Genomic DNA, 18774 nt, shown 5'->3' on the forward strand with positions numbered 1-18774 from the left:
TGCTCTCTGTGGCAAAAGAACTGTCTGTGGCGAGGGGATTTATCCCCGCTGGGCCGCGAAGCGGCCCCAAAGCAGACAACTCGGTCAGTCTAATACTCCGCATACTCAGGTTTCAGGGCTGCTTCGCAGCCCAGCGGGGATAAATCCCCTCGCCACAAATAAATCCCCTCGCAACCGTTGTATCCCCTGGTTGCGCCTTTGCTTGCCGCCCGCCACAGCGGTCTTTAGACTTACGCCTCATTTCAACGCGAGCAGGGTCGATGCCAGCTGCCTTTCCCCCCGATTCCGTTGGTCTGGTGACGCCGCAAATGGCGCATTTCAGCGAGCCCCTGGCCCTGGCCTGCGGCCGTTCGTTGCCAGCCTATGACCTGATCTACGAAACCTACGGCACCCTCAATGCCACGGCGAGCAATGCCGTGCTGATTTGCCACGCCTTGTCGGGGCATCACCACGCCGCCGGCTACCACAGCATCGACGACCGCAAGCCCGGCTGGTGGGACAGCTGCATCGGCCCGGGCAAGCCCATCGACACCAGCAAGTTCTTCGTGGTCAGCCTGAACAACCTGGGCGGCTGCAACGGCTCCACCGGCCCCAGCAGCCTCAACCCGGACACCGGCAAGCCCTTCGGCGCCGATTTCCCGGTGCTGACCGTGGAAGACTGGGTCCACAGCCAGGCACGCCTGGCCGACCGCCTCGGTATCGGCCAGTGGGCAGCCGTGATCGGCGGCAGCCTGGGGGGCATGCAGGCCCTGCAATGGACCATCACCTACCCGGACCGCGTGCGCCACTGCCTGGCAATCGCCTCGGCCCCCAAACTGTCGGCGCAGAACATCGCCTTCAACGAAGTGGCGCGCCAGGCGATCCTCACCGACCCCGAGTTCCACGGCGGCTCATTCCAGGAACACGGCGTGATCCCCAAGCGCGGTCTGATGCTGGCACGGATGGTCGGGCACATCACCTACCTGTCCGACGACTCCATGGGCGAGAAATTCGGTCGTGGCCTCAAGAGCGAAAAGCTCAACTACGACTTTCACAGCGTCGAATTCCAGGTCGAGAGCTACCTGCGTTACCAGGGCGAGGAATTCTCCGGGCGTTTCGACGCCAACACCTACCTGTTGATGACCAAGGCGCTGGACTACTTCGATCCGGCGGCGAACTTCGACGATAACCTGGCGAAAACCTTCGCCAATGCCACCGCCAAGTTCTGCGTGATGTCGTTCACCACCGACTGGCGCTTCTCCCCGGCGCGCTCGCGGGAGCTGGTGGACGCGCTGATGGCCGCGCGCAAGGATGTCTGCTACCTGGAAATCGACGCCCCCCAGGGCCACGACGCCTTTCTGATCCCGATCCCGCGCTACCTGCAGGCGTTCGGCAACTACATGAACCGTATAACGCTGTGAGGACGCCATGAGAGCCGATCTGGACATCATCCAGGAATGGATCCCCGCCGGCAGCCGCGTGCTCGACCTGGGTTGCGGCAACGGCGAGCTGCTGACCTGGCTGCGGGACAACAAGCAAGTCACCGGCTACGGCCTGGAAAACGACCCGGACAACATTGCCGAGTGCGTCGCCAAGGGGATCAACGTCATCGAGCAGGACCTGGACAAGGGCCTGGGCAACTTCGCCAGCAACAGCTTCGACATCGTGGTCATGACCCAGGCCCTGCAGGCGGTGCACTACCCGGACAAGATCCTCGACGAAATGCTGCGGGTCGGGCGCCAGTGCATCATCACCTTCCCTAACTTCGGCCATTGGCGCTGTCGCTGGTACCTGGCGAGCAAGGGCCGCATGCCGGTCTCGGAGTTCCTGCCCTATACCTGGTACAACACGCCGAACATCCACTTCTGCACCTTCAAGGATTTCGAAGCCCTGTGCCGCGAACGTGAAGCCAGGGTCATCGATCGCCTGGCCGTGGACCAGCAGCATCGCCACGGGTGGGCCAGCAAGCTATGGCCTAATCTGTTAGGTGAAATAGGCATCTATCGGGTCAGCAGCCCAGGCCTTGCCGATCATCAGGTCGCGGTGTGAGCCCCGACCGCATCAGGAGCACGACATGAAACGTCTAGCGTTGTTTCTCATCACCGCCTGCCTGAGCGTTGGCGCCATGGCCGCCGATGCCATCAAGGCCGAGCGCATGGAAAAATTCGGTGATATCACCGTGCACTACAACACGTTCAATTCCACTTTCCTCACGCCCGACATCGCCAAGGCTGCCGAGCTGATTCGCAGCAAGCACCAAGGCGTGATCAATGTTTCGGTGATCAAGGACGGCAAACCGTTGATGGCCCAGGTCAGCGGCACGGTGAAGGACCTGACCAGCAAGACAGTCCCCCTCACCTTCCGCCAGATCACCGAAGCCGGCGCGATCTATTACATCGCCCAGTATCCAGTGGACCAACAGGAAACCCGCACCTTTGAAATCAAGGTGCAGACGGGCGACAAGATCAACACCCTCAACTTCAACCAGGAACTGTTCCCGGGCCAATGATCAACCTTACCCAACTCGTACTGGCCAGCCATAACGCCGGCAAACTCAAGGAACTGCAGGCCATGCTCGGCGGGTCGGTGCAGTTGCGCTCGATAGGCGAATTCAGCCAGGTGGAACCGGAGGAGACCGGTCTGTCGTTCGTCGAAAACGCCATCCTCAAGGCCCGCAATGCCGCACGCATTTCGGGCCTACCGGCATTGGCCGACGATTCGGGGCTGGCCGTGGACTTCCTCGGCGGCGCGCCAGGCATTTACTCGGCCCGTTACGCAGACGGCAAAGGTGACGCGGCGAACAACGCCAAGCTGCTCGACGCCCTCAAGGACGTCCCCGAAACCGAGCGCGGCGCGCAGTTTGTGTGTGTGTTGGCCTTGGTGCGCCACGCCGACGATCCGCTGCCGATCCTTTGCGAGGGCCTGTGGCACGGGCGCATTCTCACCGAAGCCAGCGGCGAGCACGGTTTTGGCTATGACCCGTTGTTCTGGGTGCCAGAGCGCGAATGTTCCAGCGCCGAGCTGGGGCCGGTGGAAAAGAACCAACTGAGCCACCGCGCCCGCGCCATGGCCCTGCTGCGTCAACGTCTGGGCCTGCAATGATCGATGACGCTCCCGCACCGCTGATTCATGGCGGTGTACAAACGCCTCGGACGCCGCTGCCGGTGCTGCCGCCGCTAGCGCTGTACGTTCACATCCCGTGGTGCGTGCGCAAATGCCCGTATTGCGACTTCAACTCCCACACCGCCAGCCCGCAGTTGCCGGAAGAGGCGTACATCGACGCCCTGCTGGCCGACCTCGACCAGGACCTGCATGCGGTCCATGGTCGCCCGTTGAGCTCGATCTTTTTTGGTGGCGGCACCCCGAGCCTGTTCAGTGCCCAGGCCCTGGGGCGCTTGCTCAAGGGTGTCGAGGCGCGGATACCGTTCGCCCAGGACATTGAAATCACCCTGGAAGCCAACCCCGGCACGTTCGAACAAGAAAAATTCGTCGCTTACCGGGCCTTGGGCATCAACCGCCTGTCCATCGGCATCCAAAGCTTCCAGCAGGCCAAGCTCGAGGCCCTGGGCCGGATCCATAACGGTGACGAGGCGGTGCGCGCCGCCGGCATGGCCCGTCAGGCCGGGTTCGACAATTTCAACCTGGACCTGATGCATGGCCTGCCCGACCAGTCCCTCGAGGACGCCTTGAGCGACCTGCGCCAGGCCATCGCCTTGAAGCCGACCCACGTGTCCTGGTACCAGTTGACGCTGGAGCCAAACACGGTGTTCTGGAACCAGCCGCCGACCTTGCCCGAAGACGACACGTTGTGGGACATCCAGGAAGCCGGACAGGCCTTGCTGGCCGAACACGGCTATGCCCAATACGAAGTCTCGGCCTATGCCCAGCCCGGTCGGGCGGCGCGGCATAACCTCAATTACTGGAGCTTCGGCGACTTCATCGGCATCGGTGCCGGCGCCCACGGCAAGCTCAGCCATCCGGACGGGCGCATCGTGCGCACCTGGAAGACCCGCCTGCCCAAGGACTACCTCGATCCGGCCAAGAACTTCCAGGCCGGCGAGAAAACCCTGGCCAATGAAGAACTGCCGTTCGAGTTCCTGATGAACGCCCTGCGCCTGACTGCTGGCGTGGAGACGACGTTGTACCCGGAGCGCACCGGGCTGCCCCTGCAAAGCCTGGCCGAAGGCCGGCGCGAGGCCGAACAAAGCGGGTTGTTGCAGGTCGAACCGACACGTCTGGCGGCTACCGAGCGCGGACAGCTGTTTCTCAATGACTTGCTGCAGACATTTCTGAGCTGATCACACAAGGAAATCGAATGGATCTGGTACTCGACCTGCTGGCCACCGTGTCCCGCTGGAGCCGCAGCAATCTGTCGGAAATCTCCCTGGCATTGGTAGGCTGCCTGCTGGTGCTGTTTGGGGCAGACATCAAGGGCTGGGTCGAACAACGCCTGGGCAGCATCGCCGGCGCCTTGCGCGTCCCCTTGATCGCCCTGCTGTGCATGATCGGCAGCGGCGCCGCACTGATCTATGCCACGCCGTGGATCGTCAGGGGCTTGAGCCAATTCAACAACTACAGCCTGGCGCCGGTGTTGTTGGTGGTGCTGGTGTTGATAGGCGTGGTGGCGGATCGGCGCTGATCCAGAGCACACCAGAAAACAGATGTGGGAGCGAGCTTGCTCGCGATGAAGGTATAACAGTCAACATTGATGTTGGATGTCATGCCCTCATCGCGAGCAAGCTCGCTCCCACAGGGGATCCCATTTCAGCAGGATCTTCGGTGCTTACGCCACCTTTTCGAACTTCAGATCCCAAACCCCATGCCCAAGCCGTTCGCCACGGCGCTCGAACTTGGTGATCGGCCGTTCGGCCGGACGTGGCACGCACTTGCCGTCTTCGGCGAGGTTGCGGTAGCCCGGCGCGACGTTCATCACTTCCAGCATGTACTCGGCGTAGGGCTCCCAGTCGGTGGCCATGTGCAGCACACCGCCGACCTTCAACTTGCTGCGCACCAGTTCAGCGAACGACGCCTGGACGATACGGCGCTTGTGGTGCCGGCTTTTGTGCCAAGGATCCGGGAAGAACAGCATCAGGCGGTCGAGGCTGTTGTCGGCCACACAGCGGTTGAGCACTTCGATGGCGTCGCAATCGTAGACCCGCAGGTTGGTCAGGCCTTGGGTCAGCACGCCGTTGAGCAGCGCACCGACACCGGGACGGTGGACCTCCACACCGATGAAATCCTGCTCCGGCGAAGCGGCGGCCATTTCCAGCAACGAATGGCCCATGCCGAAGCCGATTTCCAGCGAGCGCGGGGCCGAGCGGCCGAAGACCTGGTCAAAATCCACCGGCGCATCGGCAAGCGGCAGGACAAACAGCGGCGCACCCTGCTCCAGGCCGCGCTGCTGGCCTTCAGTCATGCGCCCGGCGCGCATCACGAAACTCTTGATGCGGCGGTGCTGGCGCTCTTCGCCTTCTTCCGGCAGGACCGGCGTGTCGTTCGATTCAGTCATCAATGGCTCTTACTTGATCAGACCATCCAGCGGCGAGGAGGCGCTGGCGTATAGTTTTTTCGGCATGCGACCGGCCAGGTACGCCAGGCGACCGGCGACGATGGCGTGCTTCATGGCTTCGGCCATCAGGATTGGCTGTTGGGCGTGGGCGATAGCCGAGTTCATCAGCACCGCTTCGCAACCCAGTTCCATGGCGATGGTGGCGTCGGAAGCGGTACCGACACCCGCATCCACCAGCACCGGGATCTTGGCTTCTTCCAGGATGATCTGCAGGTTGTACGGGTTGCAGATTCCCAGGCCTGTGCCGATCAGGCCGGCCAGCGGCATGACCGCGATGCAGCCGATTTCCGCCAATTGACGGGCGATGATCGGGTCATCGCTGGTGTAGACCATCACGTCGAAGCCTTCCTTGACCAGCGTTTCAGCGGCCTTGAGGGTTTCGATCACATTGGGGAACAGGGTTTTCTGGTCCGCCAGCACTTCCAGCTTCACCAGGTTGTGGCCGTCGAGCAGCTCACGGGCCAGGCGGCAGGTGCGCACGGCCTCGATGGCGTCGAAGCAGCCGGCAGTGTTCGGCAGGATGGTGTAGCGATCCGGCGGCAGGATATCCAGCAGGTTCGGTTCGCCCGGGTTCTGGCCGATGTTGGTCCGGCGCACGGCGACGGTCACGATCTCGGCGCCCGAGGCTTCGATGGCCAGGCGGGTTTCTTCCATGTCACGGTATTTGCCGGTGCCTACCAGCAAGCGCGACTGGTAGGTACGACCGGCCAGGACGAAGGGCTTGTCGCTACGAACGATGCTCATGGGAAATCCTCTGTTGGGGTGAGGTTCTTGCGAAAGGCTGCGAAACCGAGGCGACTAGCCGCCACCGATGGCGTGGACCACTTCGACGCTGTCGCCATCGTTCAACGTGGTTTCGGCGTGCTGGCTGCGCGGGACGATATCCAGATTGAGTTCCACCGCGACGCGGCGTCCGGTGAGTTCCAGACGGGTCAGCAGGGCCGCGACGGTTTCGCCGTCGGGCAGTTCAAGGGGTTCGCCGTTCAACTGAATGCGCATGCCGGATGCCGCCATCATTTTTAGGGGCTGGCATTCTAGCCCGATCAGTCTGGGCGACCCAAGCCATTCGTCATGAAATGGACCGGCCGGTCAGCCCAGCCGCCAGGCGGCAAGCCCCAGGCACAACCAGCCGATCAGGAAAGCCACGCCGCCAAACGGCGTGATGATGCCCAGCTTGCTGATGCCTGTCAGGGTCAACAGGTACAGGCTGCCGGAGAACAACAGGATACCGATGACGAAGCAAATCCCGGCCCAGGTGACGACGCGACCGGGAATGTGCGTAGCCAGCAGCGCAACGCCCAGCAAGGCCAGGGTGTGGACCAATTGGTAGGTGACGCCGGTGTGGAAAATCGCCAGGTAATCGGCGCTCAGGCGGTTTTTCAGGCCATGGGCGGCGAAGGCCCCCAGCGCCACGCCTGTGAAACCGAAAAAAGCCGCCAGCATCAGAAAGCTACGCAACATGGGAACTCCAGTCAGACTCGATGGACAGGGTCTGTATAATGGCCCGCTCGACGGGTTCGGCCAAGCCATCTCTATGCTGCGTACATTGTTTCGACGATTCCTTAAAGCCCTGCTCTGGTTCGCCGTCGGCAGCGTTGTGCTGGTGCTGCTGTTTCGCGTGGTGCCGCCGCCGTTCACGGCGCTGATGATCGAGCGCAAGGTTGAATCCTGGTTCGGCGGCGAGCCGATTGACCTGCAACGTACCTGGCAGCCTTGGGATCGGATCTCCGACAACCTCAAAGTCGCAGTGATCGCTGGCGAAGACCAGAAATTCCCCGAGCACTGGGGCTTCGACATCGGCGCGATCCAGGCCGCCTTCGCCCACAACGGCCGTGGCGGTTCGATCCGCGGCGCCAGCACCCTCAGCCAGCAGGTGTCCAAGAACCTGTTCCTGTGGTCGGGCCGCAGCTGGCTACGCAAAGGGCTGGAGGCGTGGTTCACCGTACTGATCGAAGTGTTCTGGCCCAAGCAGCGGATCCTCGAGGTGTACCTCAACAGCGTCGAGTGGGATGACGGTGTGTTCGGGGCCGAAGCGGCGGCGCGACATCACTTTCGCACCCGCGCTGACGCCTTGTCCCGGCAACAGGCCAGCTTGCTGGCGGCGGTATTGCCCAACCCGCGGAAATGGAGCGCCAGCCGGCCGAGCCCCTATGTGCTGCGGCGAGCCAGCTGGATTCGCCAGCAGATGGGCCAGTTGGGGGGCGACAGTTATTTGCTGGGACTCAATAATTCGCGGCGAGCGCCTTGGGCCCAGTAGCAGCAACACCGAAGCCCCCCCTGTGGGAGCGAGCTTGCTCGCGATAGCGGTGGGTCAGCCACATTGAAGTTGACTGATCTACCGCTATCGCGAGCAAGCCCGCTCCCACAGGGGATTGCATCGCACAAATGAAAACGCCCCGATCATCGCTGATCGGGGCGCTTTTTATTGGTGCTATCGCAGATCAAGCCGCAATCGACACCTTGAGCTTGTTCATCGCGCTCTTCTCAAGCTGGCGAATCCGCTCGGCCGACACGTTGTACTTCTGCGCCAGGTCATGCAGCGTGGCTTTTTCCTCGGCCAGCCAGCGCTGGTAGAGAATGTCGCGGCTACGTTCGTCCAGCACTTCCAGTGCTTCGTGCAGGTTGGTGTTGGAGTTGTCACTCCAGTCGGCGTCTTCCAGTTGACGCGCCGGGTCGTACCGGTGGTCTTCCAGGTAGTTGGCCGGCGATTGGAAAGCACTGTCGTCGTCCGCTTCGGCGGCCGGGTCGAAGGCCATGTCATGGCCGGTCAGGCGACTTTCCATCTCGCGCACTTCCCGAGGCTCTACGCCCAGGCTTTCGGCGACACGATGGACTTCTTCGTTATTCAGCCAGGCCAGACGCTTCTTCTGGCTGCGCAGGTTGAAGAACAGCTTGCGCTGGGCCTTGGTGGTCGCGACTTTCACGATGCGCCAGTTGCGCAGGATGAACTCGTGGATTTCCGCCTTGATCCAGTGCACCGCAAACGACACCAGGCGTACGCCCATTTCCGGGTTGAAACGCTTGACCGCCTTCATCAGGCCGACGTTGCCTTCCTGGATCAGGTCGGCCTGGGCCAGCCCATAGCCGGAATAGCTACGGGCGATATGTACGACAAACCGCAGGTGGGCGAGCACCATCTGCCGAGCCGCCTCAAGATCCTGCTCATAATAGAGACTCTCGGCCAGTTCACGCTCCTGCTCGGGCGTCAGCAAGGGAATGCTGTTCACCGTGTGCACATAGGCCTCCAGGTTCGCACCCGGGACCAGAGCATAAGCAGGTTGCAAAGAAGTGGTCATACGAAAAAACCTCCGACTCACATAACTCGTGCAGTTCAGCACTGCGAAAATTGACCGGGAACCTAAAGACAAGTTCCCACAAAAACCGAAAGGTCAATACGCGCAAAAAAACACTATTTTGGCGCAAGCTCACGCAAGTGGCGTGCGACCGCAATCCATGCACCGATATAACCCAACAGCACCGCGCCAAGCAAGAGCGACAGACCGTCGCCGACGGGCACGCCGGCCAGTGCGAAGTCGCTGCCGTACAAACCGGCCAGCCCCACCACCGCATCGTTCAGCCAATCCAGGCCGAACGCCAATACACCCCAGGACAGGATCCCGGCACCGAAGCCATACAGCGCCCCCATATAAAGGAAGGGCCTGCGTACATAACTGTCCGTACCGCCAACGAGTTTAATCACTTCTATCTCGGTGCGGCGGTTTTCAATATGAAGACGAATGGTATTGCCTATCACCAAAAGTAATGCAGAAACCAGCAGCACCGTCAGACCGAAGACGAACCGGTCGCCGAGCTTGAGGATCGCCGCAAGACGCTCGACCCAGACTAGATCAAGTTGCGCCTGTTGTACCTTGGGCAACTCGGAAAGTCTTTGTCTTAATGCTTCAAGGGTCGGCTTGTCGACCTCGTTCGGCGTCACCAGTACTACGCCCGGCAGCGGGTTCTCCGGCAGCTCCTTGAGGGCGTCGCCCAGGCCGGACTGTTGCTGGAACTCTTCAAGCGCCTGCTCGCGCCCGATGTACTCGGCTTCGGCCACGCCCGGCATGGCCTTGATCTGCTCACGCAAGGCCTGGCCTTCGCCGGGGCTGGCGTCCATTTGGAGGTACAGGGAAATCTGCGCCGCGCGCTGCCAGGAACCGCCCAGGCGCTCCACATTGCTGAGCAATAATGACAGGCCCATGGGCAGGCTCAACGCCACCGCCATCACCATGCAGGTAAAGAAGCTGCCGATGGGCTGCTTGCCCAGGCGCCGCAGACTGTCCAGCAGGCTGGCACGATGACTTTCGATCCAGGCGCGTAGCAGCGTGGCGAAGTCCGGGCCGTCGTCGTCATCGCGCTTTTTCTTCTGCGGCTGCGGATCGGAGGCCTTCGGGGCCACGCGTTCGGCCACTTTCGGGCTGCGAGTAGCACTCATACCCCGGCCTCCCCGTCACCAATCAGGCGTCCGCGCTGCAACGTGAGCATGCGGTGACGCATGCGCGCGATCAACGCCAGGTCGTGACTGGCGATCAGCACGCTGGTGCCCAGGCGGTTGATGTCTTCGAACACGCCCATGATTTCCGCCGCCAGGCGCGGGTCGAGGTTACCGGTGGGTTCGTCCGCCAGCAGCAAGGCCGGGCGATGGACGATGGCGCGGGCGATGCCGACGCGCTGTTGCTGGCCAGTGGACAGGTCGCCCGGGTACAAGTCGGTCTTGTCCGACAGGGCCACCCGCTCCAGGGCCGAATCCACGCGCTTGACGATCTCGGCCTTGGACAGGCCCAGGATCTGCAACGGCAACGCCACGTTATTGAACACCGTGCGGTCGAACAGCAACTGGTGATTCTGGAACACCACGCCGATCTGCCGCCGCAGGTAGGGGATCTGGGCATTGCTGATGGTGCTCAGATCCTGGCCGGCCAGCAGCAGCTTGCCGGTGGAGGGTCGTTCCATCGCCAGCAGCAAGCGCAGCAAGGTACTTTTACCGGCGCCGGAATGGCCGGTGACAAACAGAAACTCGCCCCGACGGACCCGAAAGCTCAGCTCATGCAAGCCGACGTGACCGTTCGGATAGCGTTTACCGACCTGTTCGAAACGAATCATGAATGCTCCCGTTCGGCAAACAGTGCCTGGACAAAGGGCTCGGCTTCAAAGGTGCGCAAGTCGTCGATGCCTTCGCCCACGCCGATGTAGCGGATGGGCAGACCAAACTGCTTGGCCAGGGCAAAAATCACCCCGCCCTTGGCGGTGCCGTCGAGCTTGGTCAGGGCCAGTCCGGTCAGTTCGACGGTCTGGTTGAATTGCTTGGCCTGGTTGATGGCGTTCTGGCCGGTCCCAGCGTCCAGCACCAGCAGCACTTCGTGGGGTGCGTCGGCGTCGAGCTTGCCGATCACCCGGCGCACCTTCTTCAGTTCTTCCATCAGGTTGTCTTTGGTGTGCAGGCGACCGGCCGTGTCGGCGATCAGCACATCGATGCCACGGGCCTTGGCGGCCTGCACGGCGTCAAAGATCACCGAAGCGGAGTCGGCGCCGGTGTGCTGGGCAATCACCGGGATCTTGTTGCGCTCGCCCCACACTTGCAACTGTTCGACCGCGGCGGCGCGGAAGGTATCGCCCGCGGCCAACATGACCTTCTTGCCTTCGAGCTGCAGCTTCTTGGCCAGCTTGCCGATGGTGGTGGTCTTGCCGGCGCCATTGACGCCCACCACCAGGATCACGAACGGCTTGTTCTGCGAGGCAATCACCAGCGGTTTTTCCACCGGCTTGAGCAGGCTGGTCAGCTCGCCCTGCAGGGATTTATACAGGGCATCGGCGTCGGTCAACTGCTTGCGCGCGACCTTCTGGGTCAGGCTCTGGATGATCACCGAGGTGGCCTCGACACCGACATCTGCGGTCAGCAGACGGGTCTCTATGTCTTCCAGCAATTCGTCGTCGATGACTTTCTTGCCCAGGAACAGGCTGGCCATGCCTTCGCCGATGCTGGCGCTGGTCTTGGACAAGCCCTGCTTGAGGCGAGCGAAGAAGCCGACCTTGTTTTCCTCGGCGCTACGAACGGGCTCGACGGGGGCGATGGTTTCCAACAGCGCAGGCGCCGGCTCGGGTGCGGCTTGCGCAACCACGGGCGCAGCGACGGCGACCGGCGGCTCAATGACAGCGTCGATGACTGGCGCCTCGACAACCTGCGTCGGCGCTGGAATCGGCGGGGTGATATGGGGCGCTGTTTCCTCGACCAGCGCGACCGGCTCTTCCGCCACCGGCAAGGTCAACCAGGGGGTTTGCTCGGCGGGCGGGGTCAACGGCTGCTCGGCCACGGGCTCAGGCGCGCGCTCGGGTTCAGGCTCCACCGGTTGCAGCACCGGCTCGGCGATCGGCAGGACGATGGGCGCGGTCTCTTCGGCCACTGCCTCGACGGCGGGTTCAGGTAGCGCTTGTGGCTGTTCGACGACGGTTTCCTGCGGCTTCTTGCGCAGCCATCCGAACAGGCCTTTTTTCTCGCCAGCCGCAGCTGGGGTCTTCTTGTCGTCGTTGGAACCAAACATGGAGGACGGCTATCTCACGGTAGCGACGCGCCACGACGGCGCCTCGGTGATAAATATTCAATGCTGAACAGACTGCGTTTCATCCAGCTTGTTCACGCGCAACATTTTGTCGAAGCGTCCCCAGGACGCCTCAAAGTCGATATTTTCGAAGGACTGGTCCGGCATCATCGGCGAAAACGCCGGGATCAACGGGAAAACCCAACACTTCTGCGGGGAACCCAGACAACCCCGGACCGATAAAAGGCCCGATAGGCGTGGCCGCCAGTAAAACGGATCAGTATCCTAGCACCTCCTCGCCTGCTGAGGCTAAGACCTGGCAGGCAACCCAACAGGTTTAAACACGAATGAATGCTCTTGCCCGCCGCGCCGCAGGCCTGCTGCTCAGCACAGTTTGTCTGCCTCTTTCAGCCTTGGCTGCCGACCCACAACCCACCCATGAATTCACCCTCGACAACGGCCTGAAGGTCGTCGTGCGCGAAGACCACCGTGCGCCGGTGGTGGTGTCCCAGGTCTGGTACAAGGTTGGCTCCAGCTACGAAACGCCAGGCCAGACCGGTTTGTCCCACGCCCTCGAGCACATGATGTTCAAGGGCAGTGAAAAAGTCGGCCCCGGCGAAGCGTCGCTGATCCTGCGCGACCTCGGGGCCGAAGAGAATGCCTTCACCAGCGATGACTTCACCGCCTACTATCAGGTGCTGGCCCGCGACCGCCTGGGGGTGGCCTTCGAACTGGAAGCCGACCGCATGGCCAGCCTGCGCCTGCCGCCGGAGGAGTTCAGCCGCGAGATCGAGGTGATCAAGGAAGAGCGCCGCATGCGCACCGACGACAAGCCCATGTCCAAGGCCTATGAGCGCTTCAAGGCCATGGCTTACCCGGCCAGCGGCTACCACACGCCGACCATCGGCTGGATGGCCGACCTGGACCGGATGACTGTCGAAGAACTGCGTCACTGGTACCAATCCTGGTACACCCCGAACAACGCGACCCTGGTAGTGGTCGGCGACGTGACGCCGGAGGAAGTAAATTCCCTGGCCCAGCGTTATTTCGGCCCGATCCCACGGCGCGCGGTGCCGGCGGCGAAAATCCCCCTGGAGCTGGCCGAGCCCGGCGAGCGCCAGATCACCCTGCATGTGCAGACCCAACTGCCCAGTGTGATGCTGGCCTTCAACGTGCCGAGCATCGCCACCGCGACGGACAAGGCTTCGGTCAACGCGCTGCGGCTGATCTCGGCCCTGCTGGACGGCGGCTACAGCGGCAGGATCCCGACCCAGTTGGAGCGCGGCGAGGAGTTGGTGTCCGGCGGCTCATCGAGCTACGACGCCTTCACCCGCGGCGACACGCTGTTCACCTTGTCGGCAACGCCCAACACGCAGAAGAACAAAACCCTCGAGCAAGCCGAAGCAGGTCTGTGGCGCTTGCTTGAGCAGTTGAAAACCACCGCCCCGACCGCCGACGAACTGGAACGCGTCCGCGCCCAGGTCATCGCCGGCCTGGTGTATGAGCGCGACTCCATCACCAGCCAGGCCACCGCCATCGGCCAGCTGGAAACCGTCGGGTTGTCCTGGAAGCTGATGGACACCGAACTCGCCGAATTGCAAAGCGTGACCCCGCAAGACATCCAGAAGGCAGCCCAGCTGTATTTCACCCGCTCGCGCCTGAGCGTTGCGCACGTCCTGCCCGAGGAGAAAGCTCATGAATGAGCGCAAGTCATCGCGCCTGGTGCTGTTCGGCCTGGTGTTCATCGCCCTGGTCGGCGCCCTGGCCTTCTACCTGTCGCCCTCCACCAGCACGAATGCCAGCCAGGCACTGGACAAGGCCAAGTCCGGCAACAAGCTGCAATCCCTGGCCGAGCTGGACGACAAGGCGCCCAGTCGGCGCCAGCTCGATGTGCAGACCTGGAAAACCGCTGACGGCGCCAAGGTGCTGTTCGTCGAAGCCCGGGAGTTGCCGATGTTCGACCTGCGCCTGACCTTCGCCGCCGGCAGCAGCCAGGATGGTGACGCCCCCGGCCTCGCGCTGCTGACCAACGCCATGCTCAACGAAGGCGTGGCCGGCAAGGACGTCAGCGCCATCGCCCAGGGCTTCGAAAGTCTCGGTGCAGACTTCGGCAACGGCGCCTACCGAGACATGGCCGTGGCGTCCCTGCGCAGTCTCAGCGCAGCCGACAAGCGTGAGCCGGCATTGAAGCTGTTCGCCGAAGTCGTCGGCGAACCGACCTTCCCTGCCGACTCCTTCGCCCGCATCAAGAACCAGATGCTCGCCGGTTTCGAGTACCAGAAGCAGAACCCCGGCAAACTGGCGGGCCTGGAACTGATGAAGCGCCTCTACGGCGAGCATCCTTATGCCCACTCCAGCGACGGCACCGCCGACAGCATTCCACCGATCACCCTGGCCCAGGCCCGGGCGTTCCATGCCAAGGCCTATGCCGCCGGCAACGCAGTGATTGCGCTGGTGGGAGATTTGTCCCGCGCCGAAGCCGAAGCGATTGCCAGCCAGGTGTCCGCGGCCCTGCCCAAAGGCCCGGCCCTGGCGAAAACCCCGCCGCCGGTGGAGCCGAAGGCGAGCATCGGGCACATCGAGTTCCCCTCCAAGCAGACCAACCTGATGCTCGCGCAACTGGGCATCGACCGCGACGATCCGGACTATGCCGCGGTGTCCCTGGGCAACCAGATCCTCGGCGGCGGTGGCTTCGGCACGCGGCTGATGACTGAAGTGCGCGAAAAACGCGGCCTGGCCTACGGCGTGTACTCCGGCTTCACGGCGATGCAAGCCCGTGGCCCGTTCATGATCAACCTGCAGACCCGGGCCGAGATGAGCGAGGGCACCTTGAAACTGGTGCAGGACGTATTCGCCGACTACCTCAAGAACGGTCCGACCCAGAAAGAACTCGATGACGCCAAGCGTGAGTTGGCCGGCAGCTTCCCGCTGTCCACCGCCAGCAACGCCGACATCGTCGGCCAGCTCGGCGCCATGGGGTTCTATGACTTGCCGCTGAGTTACCTGGAAGACTTCATGCGCCAGTCCCAGGAGCTGACCGTCGAGCAGGTCAAGACCGCGCTGAACAAGCACCTGAGCACCGACAAAATGGTCATCGTCACCGCCGGCCCGAGCGTGCCGCAAAAGCCGTTGCCGCCCCCCACTGACAAACCTGCCGAGCTGCCGCTCGGGGTTCCGGAGCACTAATGGCCCGCCCATCGAATTCCAGCAAGAAACCTGTGCACAACGGTGTGAACCAGTTGCGCATCATCGGCGGCGAATGGCGCAGCCGGCGCCTGAGCTTCCCCGATGCCCCGGGCCTGCGCCCCACCCCGGACCGCGTGCGGGAAACCCTGTTCAACTGGCTCGCGCCTTATGTGGCGGGCGCCCGGGTGCTCGACCCGTTCGCCGGCAGCGGCGCGCTGTTTCTCGAGGCCCTGTCCCGTGGCGCCGCCATGGGCCAGGCGCTGGACGCCAGCAACCTGGCGGTCTCCAGCCTGAAAGAACACCTGGGCACCCTGCGTTGCACTGTCGGCCAAGTGCAAACGGCCGATGCGCTGCGCTACCTGGAGAGCCAACCGGCAACGCCTTTCGACCTGGTGTTCCTGGATCCGCCTTTCAACCAGAACCTGTTGCCGACAGTCTGTGCCTTGCTCGAGGAACGTCAGTGGCTGGCCGAGGATGCCTGGGTCTACACTGAAAGCGAGACCGCCCCGTCCACCCTGGGCTTGCCGGGCAACTGGCGCTTGCACCGCGAGCAGAAATCCGGACGGGTGTACTACGCGTTGTGGCAGCGTCTGACAAAGGACATGGGCTGAACGGCTGACCAGTGCATCGAGAACAATAATGATGTCCGCCGCATCTGAACGCTTCGTCCCCGCTCCGGGCCTTGGCAACCCGCACCTGCAAACCTTGTGGGGCCCATTGTGGCGCCAGACCACCCACATCGAGCGCCACCGCGAGCGCCTGTGGCTGGAAGACGGTGACTTCCTCGACCTCGACTGGCACGGCCCCCACAGCGCCGAGGCGCCACTGGTGCTGGTGCTGCACGGACTGACCGGCTCTTCCAACTCGCCCTACGTGGCCGGATTGCAGCAGGCACTCGGTCGCCAGGGTTGGGCCAGTGCAGCCTTGAACTGGCGTGGCTGCTCGGGCGAGCCGAACCTGTTGCCCCGCAGCTATCACTCGGGTGTCAGCGAAGACCTGGCCGCCGCCATCACCCACTTGCGCACCCGGCGGCCCCTGGCGCCACTGTTTGCGGTGGGCTATTCACTGGGTGGCAATGTGTTGCTCAAGCACTTGGGGGAATCCGGCCGCGACAGCCGGTTGCAAGGGGCGGTAGCGGTCTCGGTACCGTTTCGCCTCGACCAGTGCGCCGATCGCATCGGCCAGGGGTTTTCCAAGTTCTACCAGGCTCATTTCATGCGTCAACTGGTGGCCTATGTACGCAACAAGCAACGCCAGTTCCAGCACGACGGACGCCACGAAAGCCTGGCGACCCTGGCGGCGCTTGGCCCGCTGGAGAACATGCGCACCTTCTGGGACTTTGACGGCCGGGTGACGGCGCCACTGCACGGGTTCTCCGATGCGGCGGATTACTACCGCCGTGCCTCCAGCCGCTACTTCATGGCAGGTATCAGCACGCCGACCCTGGTCATCCAGGCGGCCGACGATCCTTTTGTGTTCCCTCACAGCTTGCCAGAACCGGGCGAATTATCCGCCTCGACCCGGATTGAACTGCACGCCCGGGGCGGGCATGTGGGGTTTGTCGACGGAACCCTGCGGCGCCCGGGATATTATCTGGAGCGACGGATTCCCGATTGGCTGGCCAACCTGAGGCGTGGCTGACGATTGGCAGACAACACAAATCCCTGTGGAAGGTGTTCACCGGTTCAGCGTTCGCCAGCAATCCCTTGTGGGAGCGAGCTTGCTCGCGATAGCGGTGGGGCAGCGACATTGAAGTTGTCTGGCACACCGTCATCGCGAGCAAGCTCGCTCCCACATTGGTTTTTTCTGGAGGGAGTTATTCGCCCTTCGCCACGCCCCGCTGTGGATCATTGATCCACTCACTCCACGAGCCGGCATACAGCTTCCCCAACGGGTAGCCTGCCAGGCTCAGGGCGAACAGGTTATGACACGCCGTCACGCCGGAGCCGCAATAGGCCACCAGGTCGGTGGGCGAGCGCTCGCCCAGTTTTTCGGCGAAACGTTGCTTGAGCTGGGCGGCCGCCAGGAAGCGCCCATCGACGCCCAGGTTGTCGGTGAACGCGGCGCACTGGGCCCCCGGAATATGCCCGGCTATCGGGTCAATGGGCTCGACTTCCCCCTTGAAGCGTGGCAACGCCCGGGCATCCAGCAAGGTCATGGCCGATTCACCGAGGCGTTGTTGCAGCGCGTGCGCATCGATCAACAGGCTCGCGTCCGCCGCGCCACTGAAGGCCCCACGACTGTTCTGCGGCGGATCCAGGCTCAAAGGCAAGCCGGCGGCATGCCAGGCCTTGAGCCCGCCGTCGAGGATGTACACGCCATCGCGCTTGCCCAGCCAGGCCAGCAACCACCAGGCCCGCGCGGCATAGGCGCCGGGACCGTCGTCGTACAGCACGACATCGCTGTCGTTATCGATTCCCCAGGCCTTGAGGCGCTCGATCAAGGCCCCCGGCTCCGGCAGCGGATGACGCCCGGTCACGCCTTTGGTCACCGCCCCGCTCAGGTCGCGTTCAAGGTCTGCGAATGACGCACCGGCGATGTGGCCCTCGGCATAACTGCGCTGACCATAATCCGGGTCTTCCAGGGCAAAACGGCAATCGAGGATGACCAGCCCGGGCTGTGATCGCCGCTCTTCGAGGGCTTGGGGGCTGATGAGTTGCGCGATGGGCATGGTGAGCTCCTGTGGCTAAGTCGGGGATCGGTTCCTACTGCCCCTCCTCCAGGGTCTGGGCCAGGGGAACGTAATATTCGTTGAACAGTGCATCCACCGCCTCACGGGCCTGATCGGTCACGAAGCCGGCTTCCAGCACCAGTACCTGATAGACACCGCGCTTGATGGCCTGCTCACTCAGGTGGCTGAAATTCTCCCGCGTGGTGCACAGGAACCGCACCCAGGACGTGAGGATGATCCAGGCATTGAGGGTCAGGGATTCGATCTGCACGCGATCCATCTTCAGGATGCCGGCGGCCACGAAACCTTCATAGATCGCGGTGCCGTGGATCAGGCAGCGCTGGGAAAACCGACGATAGCGGGCCGCAAGGTCCGGATCGCTGTCGAGCAGATGCTCCAGGTCCCGGTGCAGGAAGCGGTAGCGCCACATGGCCGCCAACAGTTCCTGCAGGTAGAAGCGCTTGTCATCCACCGTGGCCGCCCGGCCTTGGGGCGGACGCAGGAAGCTGTCCACCAGGTTCTCGTACTCACTGAACAGCACGGCGATGATCGCCTGCTTGTTGGGGAAGTGGTAGTAGAGGTTGCCCGGCGACATGTCCATGTGGGCGGCAATGTGATTGGTGCTGACACTGCGCTCACCCTGCTGGTTGAACAGCTCGAGGCTGTTTTGCACGATGCGCTCGCTGGTTTTCATTCGTGGGGCCATGGTTTGGGCTTTAATTCGACGAAGGCATTGAACGGCATCTTACGACCTATCGGTCACAGGAAAAACCCAAAGCCGTTGCGGATGCCGTTGACATTTTAGAGTATAAGCTCTAAAAAACACCCATTCTAAT

Annotated in this window: 21 protein-coding genes; 11 read left to right on the top strand and 10 right to left on the bottom strand. The window is 62.8% G+C overall.

The features are described 5' to 3' along the window. Window positions 1-260 precede the first annotated feature (260 nt). Genes metX through ACMTA2_RS30790 form a run of 6 tightly spaced genes read left to right on the top strand, consistent with a single transcriptional unit; the run spans window position 261 to window position 4618 of the window. A complete protein-coding gene (metX, locus tag ACMTA2_RS30765) occupies window positions 261-1400 on the top strand; it encodes a homoserine O-succinyltransferase MetX (protein ID WP_003206490.1) in 1140 nt (379 codons plus the stop codon). Between the two features lie 7 nt (window positions 1401-1407). After that, window positions 1408-2028, top strand: a complete 621-nt coding sequence (gene metW, locus ACMTA2_RS30770; RefSeq protein ID WP_413793079.1) for a methionine biosynthesis protein MetW — start codon at window positions 1408-1410, stop codon at window positions 2026-2028. A 25-nt stretch (window positions 2029-2053) separates the two neighbouring features. Beyond that, the gene (locus ACMTA2_RS30775) at window positions 2054-2488 is read left to right on the top strand and encodes a DUF4426 domain-containing protein (RefSeq protein ID WP_413793080.1); all 435 of its coding nucleotides are present in this window, start codon (window positions 2054-2056) and stop codon (window positions 2486-2488) included. Beyond that, entirely contained in the window at window positions 2485-3081 is a 597-nt protein-coding gene (gene rdgB, locus ACMTA2_RS30780; protein WP_413793081.1) for an RdgB/HAM1 family non-canonical purine NTP pyrophosphatase, read from the top strand. Before ACMTA2_RS30775 ends, rdgB begins: the two co-directional genes overlap by 4 nt. Further along, window positions 3078-4277, top strand: coding sequence for a radical SAM family heme chaperone HemW (hemW, locus tag ACMTA2_RS30785; protein WP_413793082.1), 1200 nt, complete (start codon window positions 3078-3080; stop codon window positions 4275-4277). The genes rdgB and hemW overlap by 4 nt, the downstream gene beginning before the upstream one ends. Before the next feature lie 17 nt (window positions 4278-4294). Then, window positions 4295-4618 carry a DUF3392 domain-containing protein gene (locus tag ACMTA2_RS30790; RefSeq protein WP_014340681.1) on the top strand — a complete coding sequence of 108 codons (324 nt, stop codon included), beginning with the start codon at window positions 4295-4297 and terminating at the stop codon, window positions 4616-4618. 144 nt (window positions 4619-4762) lie between these two features. Here the strand turns inward: ACMTA2_RS30790 and trmB are convergent, their stop codons facing one another. From trmB to ACMTA2_RS30810, 4 genes are all read right to left on the bottom strand, one after another. Continuing rightward, window positions 4763-5488 carry a tRNA (guanosine(46)-N7)-methyltransferase TrmB gene (trmB, locus tag ACMTA2_RS30795; protein WP_014340682.1) on the bottom strand — a complete coding sequence of 242 codons (726 nt, stop codon included), beginning with the start codon at window positions 5486-5488 and terminating at the stop codon, window positions 4763-4765. Between the two features lie 9 nt (window positions 5489-5497). Further along, window positions 5498-6292: a thiazole synthase gene (locus tag ACMTA2_RS30800; RefSeq protein ID WP_003177480.1), complete on the bottom strand. Its 795-nt coding sequence runs from the start codon at window positions 6290-6292 to the stop codon at window positions 5498-5500. A 54-nt stretch (window positions 6293-6346) separates the two neighbouring features. Beyond that, window positions 6347-6547 (bottom strand): sulfur carrier protein ThiS, encoded by a 201-nt coding sequence (gene thiS / locus ACMTA2_RS30805; RefSeq protein ID WP_163006804.1) that lies wholly within the window; start codon window positions 6545-6547, stop codon window positions 6347-6349. 90 nt (window positions 6548-6637) lie between these two features. Then, the gene (locus ACMTA2_RS30810; protein WP_413793083.1) at window positions 6638-7009 is read right to left on the bottom strand and encodes a DUF423 domain-containing protein; all 372 of its coding nucleotides are present in this window, start codon (window positions 7007-7009) and stop codon (window positions 6638-6640) included. 73 nt (window positions 7010-7082) lie between these two features. Between ACMTA2_RS30810 and mtgA the strand changes: the two genes are divergently transcribed. After that, entirely contained in the window at window positions 7083-7805 is a 723-nt protein-coding gene (gene mtgA, locus ACMTA2_RS30815; RefSeq protein ID WP_413793084.1) for a monofunctional biosynthetic peptidoglycan transglycosylase, read from the top strand. Between the two features lie 184 nt (window positions 7806-7989). Here mtgA and rpoH read toward each other — a convergent pair whose 3' ends face one another. The 4 genes from rpoH to ftsY all read right to left on the bottom strand — a co-directional run bounded on the left by rpoH (window position 7990) and on the right by ftsY (window position 12084). After that, window positions 7990-8844, bottom strand: a complete 855-nt coding sequence (gene rpoH / locus ACMTA2_RS30820; protein WP_003177476.1) for an RNA polymerase sigma factor RpoH — start codon at window positions 8842-8844, stop codon at window positions 7990-7992. 113 nt (window positions 8845-8957) lie between these two features. Continuing rightward, window positions 8958-9980 (bottom strand): permease-like cell division protein FtsX, encoded by a 1023-nt coding sequence (gene ftsX / locus ACMTA2_RS30825; protein ID WP_413793085.1) that lies wholly within the window; start codon window positions 9978-9980, stop codon window positions 8958-8960. Then, on the bottom strand, window positions 9977-10648 hold the full coding sequence (gene ftsE / locus ACMTA2_RS30830) for a cell division ATP-binding protein FtsE (RefSeq protein WP_025215982.1): 672 nt from the start codon (window positions 10646-10648) through the stop codon (window positions 9977-9979). Before ftsE ends, ftsX begins: the two co-directional genes overlap by 4 nt. Then, the gene (gene ftsY, locus ACMTA2_RS30835; protein WP_413793086.1) at window positions 10645-12084 is read right to left on the bottom strand and encodes a signal recognition particle-docking protein FtsY; all 1440 of its coding nucleotides are present in this window, start codon (window positions 12082-12084) and stop codon (window positions 10645-10647) included. The genes ftsE and ftsY overlap by 4 nt, the downstream gene beginning before the upstream one ends. Window positions 12085-12428: 344 nt before the next feature. Here ftsY and ACMTA2_RS30840 point away from each other — a divergent pair, with 344 nt between their 5' ends. The 4 genes from ACMTA2_RS30840 to ACMTA2_RS30855 are packed head-to-tail and all read left to right on the top strand — an operon-like array spanning window position 12429 to window position 16908. Next, window positions 12429-13784 carry a M16 family metallopeptidase gene (locus ACMTA2_RS30840; RefSeq protein ID WP_413793087.1) on the top strand — a complete coding sequence of 452 codons (1356 nt, stop codon included), beginning with the start codon at window positions 12429-12431 and terminating at the stop codon, window positions 13782-13784. Further along, complete coding sequence (locus ACMTA2_RS30845) at window positions 13777-15267, top strand: M16 family metallopeptidase (RefSeq protein WP_413793088.1); 1491 nt, start codon at window positions 13777-13779, stop codon at window positions 15265-15267. Before ACMTA2_RS30840 ends, ACMTA2_RS30845 begins: the two co-directional genes overlap by 8 nt. Then, the gene (rsmD, locus tag ACMTA2_RS30850; protein ID WP_413793089.1) at window positions 15267-15878 is read left to right on the top strand and encodes a 16S rRNA (guanine(966)-N(2))-methyltransferase RsmD; all 612 of its coding nucleotides are present in this window, start codon (window positions 15267-15269) and stop codon (window positions 15876-15878) included. The genes ACMTA2_RS30845 and rsmD overlap by 1 nt, the downstream gene beginning before the upstream one ends. A gap of 31 nt (window positions 15879-15909) precedes the next feature. Continuing rightward, window positions 15910-16908: a hydrolase gene (locus ACMTA2_RS30855; protein ID WP_413795748.1), complete on the top strand. Its 999-nt coding sequence runs from the start codon at window positions 15910-15912 to the stop codon at window positions 16906-16908. Window positions 16909-17083: 175 nt separating this feature from the next. Here ACMTA2_RS30855 and ACMTA2_RS30860 read toward each other — a convergent pair whose 3' ends face one another. Both ACMTA2_RS30860 and ACMTA2_RS30865 read right to left on the bottom strand, forming a co-directional pair. Further along, entirely contained in the window at window positions 17084-17938 is an 855-nt protein-coding gene (locus ACMTA2_RS30860; RefSeq protein ID WP_413793090.1) for a sulfurtransferase, read from the bottom strand. A 34-nt stretch (window positions 17939-17972) separates the two neighbouring features. After that, window positions 17973-18644, bottom strand: coding sequence for a TetR/AcrR family transcriptional regulator (locus ACMTA2_RS30865; RefSeq protein WP_122567414.1), 672 nt, complete (start codon window positions 18642-18644; stop codon window positions 17973-17975). Window positions 18645-18774: the final 130 nt, after the last annotated feature.

It is taken from the genome of Pseudomonas medicaginis (assembly GCF_965119365.1).
Taxonomy (GTDB): Bacteria; Pseudomonadota; Gammaproteobacteria; order Pseudomonadales; family Pseudomonadaceae; genus Aquipseudomonas.

Excerpts from the sequence above, each read along its gene's own strand:
- metX (WP_003206490.1), top strand. The coding sequence starts at position 261 with ATGCCAGCTGCCTTTCCCCCCGATTCCGTTGGTCTGGTGACGCCGCAA.
- metW (WP_413793079.1), top strand. The coding sequence starts at position 1,408 with ATGAGAGCCGATCTGGACATCATCCAGGAATGGATCCCCGCCGGCAGC.
- ACMTA2_RS30775 (WP_413793080.1), top strand. The coding sequence starts at position 2,054 with ATGAAACGTCTAGCGTTGTTTCTCATCACCGCCTGCCTGAGCGTTGGC.
- rdgB (WP_413793081.1), top strand. The coding sequence starts at position 2,485 with ATGATCAACCTTACCCAACTCGTACTGGCCAGCCATAACGCCGGCAAA.
- hemW (WP_413793082.1), top strand. The coding sequence starts at position 3,078 with ATGATCGATGACGCTCCCGCACCGCTGATTCATGGCGGTGTACAAACG.
- ACMTA2_RS30790 (WP_014340681.1), top strand. The coding sequence starts at position 4,295 with ATGGATCTGGTACTCGACCTGCTGGCCACCGTGTCCCGCTGGAGCCGC.
- trmB (WP_014340682.1), bottom strand. The coding sequence starts at position 5,488 with ATGACTGAATCGAACGACACGCCGGTCCTGCCGGAAGAAGGCGAAGAG.
- ACMTA2_RS30800 (WP_003177480.1), bottom strand. The coding sequence starts at position 6,292 with ATGAGCATCGTTCGTAGCGACAAGCCCTTCGTCCTGGCCGGTCGTACC.
- thiS (WP_163006804.1), bottom strand. The coding sequence starts at position 6,547 with ATGCGCATTCAGTTGAACGGCGAACCCCTTGAACTGCCCGACGGCGAA.
- ACMTA2_RS30810 (WP_413793083.1), bottom strand. The coding sequence starts at position 7,009 with ATGTTGCGTAGCTTTCTGATGCTGGCGGCTTTTTTCGGTTTCACAGGC.
- mtgA (WP_413793084.1), top strand. The coding sequence starts at position 7,083 with ATGCTGCGTACATTGTTTCGACGATTCCTTAAAGCCCTGCTCTGGTTC.
- rpoH (WP_003177476.1), bottom strand. The coding sequence starts at position 8,844 with ATGACCACTTCTTTGCAACCTGCTTATGCTCTGGTCCCGGGTGCGAAC.
- ftsX (WP_413793085.1), bottom strand. The coding sequence starts at position 9,980 with ATGAGTGCTACTCGCAGCCCGAAAGTGGCCGAACGCGTGGCCCCGAAG.
- ftsE (WP_025215982.1), bottom strand. The coding sequence starts at position 10,648 with ATGATTCGTTTCGAACAGGTCGGTAAACGCTATCCGAACGGTCACGTC.
- ftsY (WP_413793086.1), bottom strand. The coding sequence starts at position 12,084 with ATGTTTGGTTCCAACGACGACAAGAAGACCCCAGCTGCGGCTGGCGAG.
- ACMTA2_RS30840 (WP_413793087.1), top strand. The coding sequence starts at position 12,429 with ATGAATGCTCTTGCCCGCCGCGCCGCAGGCCTGCTGCTCAGCACAGTT.
- ACMTA2_RS30845 (WP_413793088.1), top strand. The coding sequence starts at position 13,777 with ATGAATGAGCGCAAGTCATCGCGCCTGGTGCTGTTCGGCCTGGTGTTC.
- rsmD (WP_413793089.1), top strand. The coding sequence starts at position 15,267 with ATGGCCCGCCCATCGAATTCCAGCAAGAAACCTGTGCACAACGGTGTG.
- ACMTA2_RS30855 (WP_413795748.1), top strand. The coding sequence starts at position 15,910 with ATGTCCGCCGCATCTGAACGCTTCGTCCCCGCTCCGGGCCTTGGCAAC.
- ACMTA2_RS30860 (WP_413793090.1), bottom strand. The coding sequence starts at position 17,938 with ATGCCCATCGCGCAACTCATCAGCCCCCAAGCCCTCGAAGAGCGGCGA.
- ACMTA2_RS30865 (WP_122567414.1), bottom strand. The coding sequence starts at position 18,644 with ATGGCCCCACGAATGAAAACCAGCGAGCGCATCGTGCAAAACAGCCTC.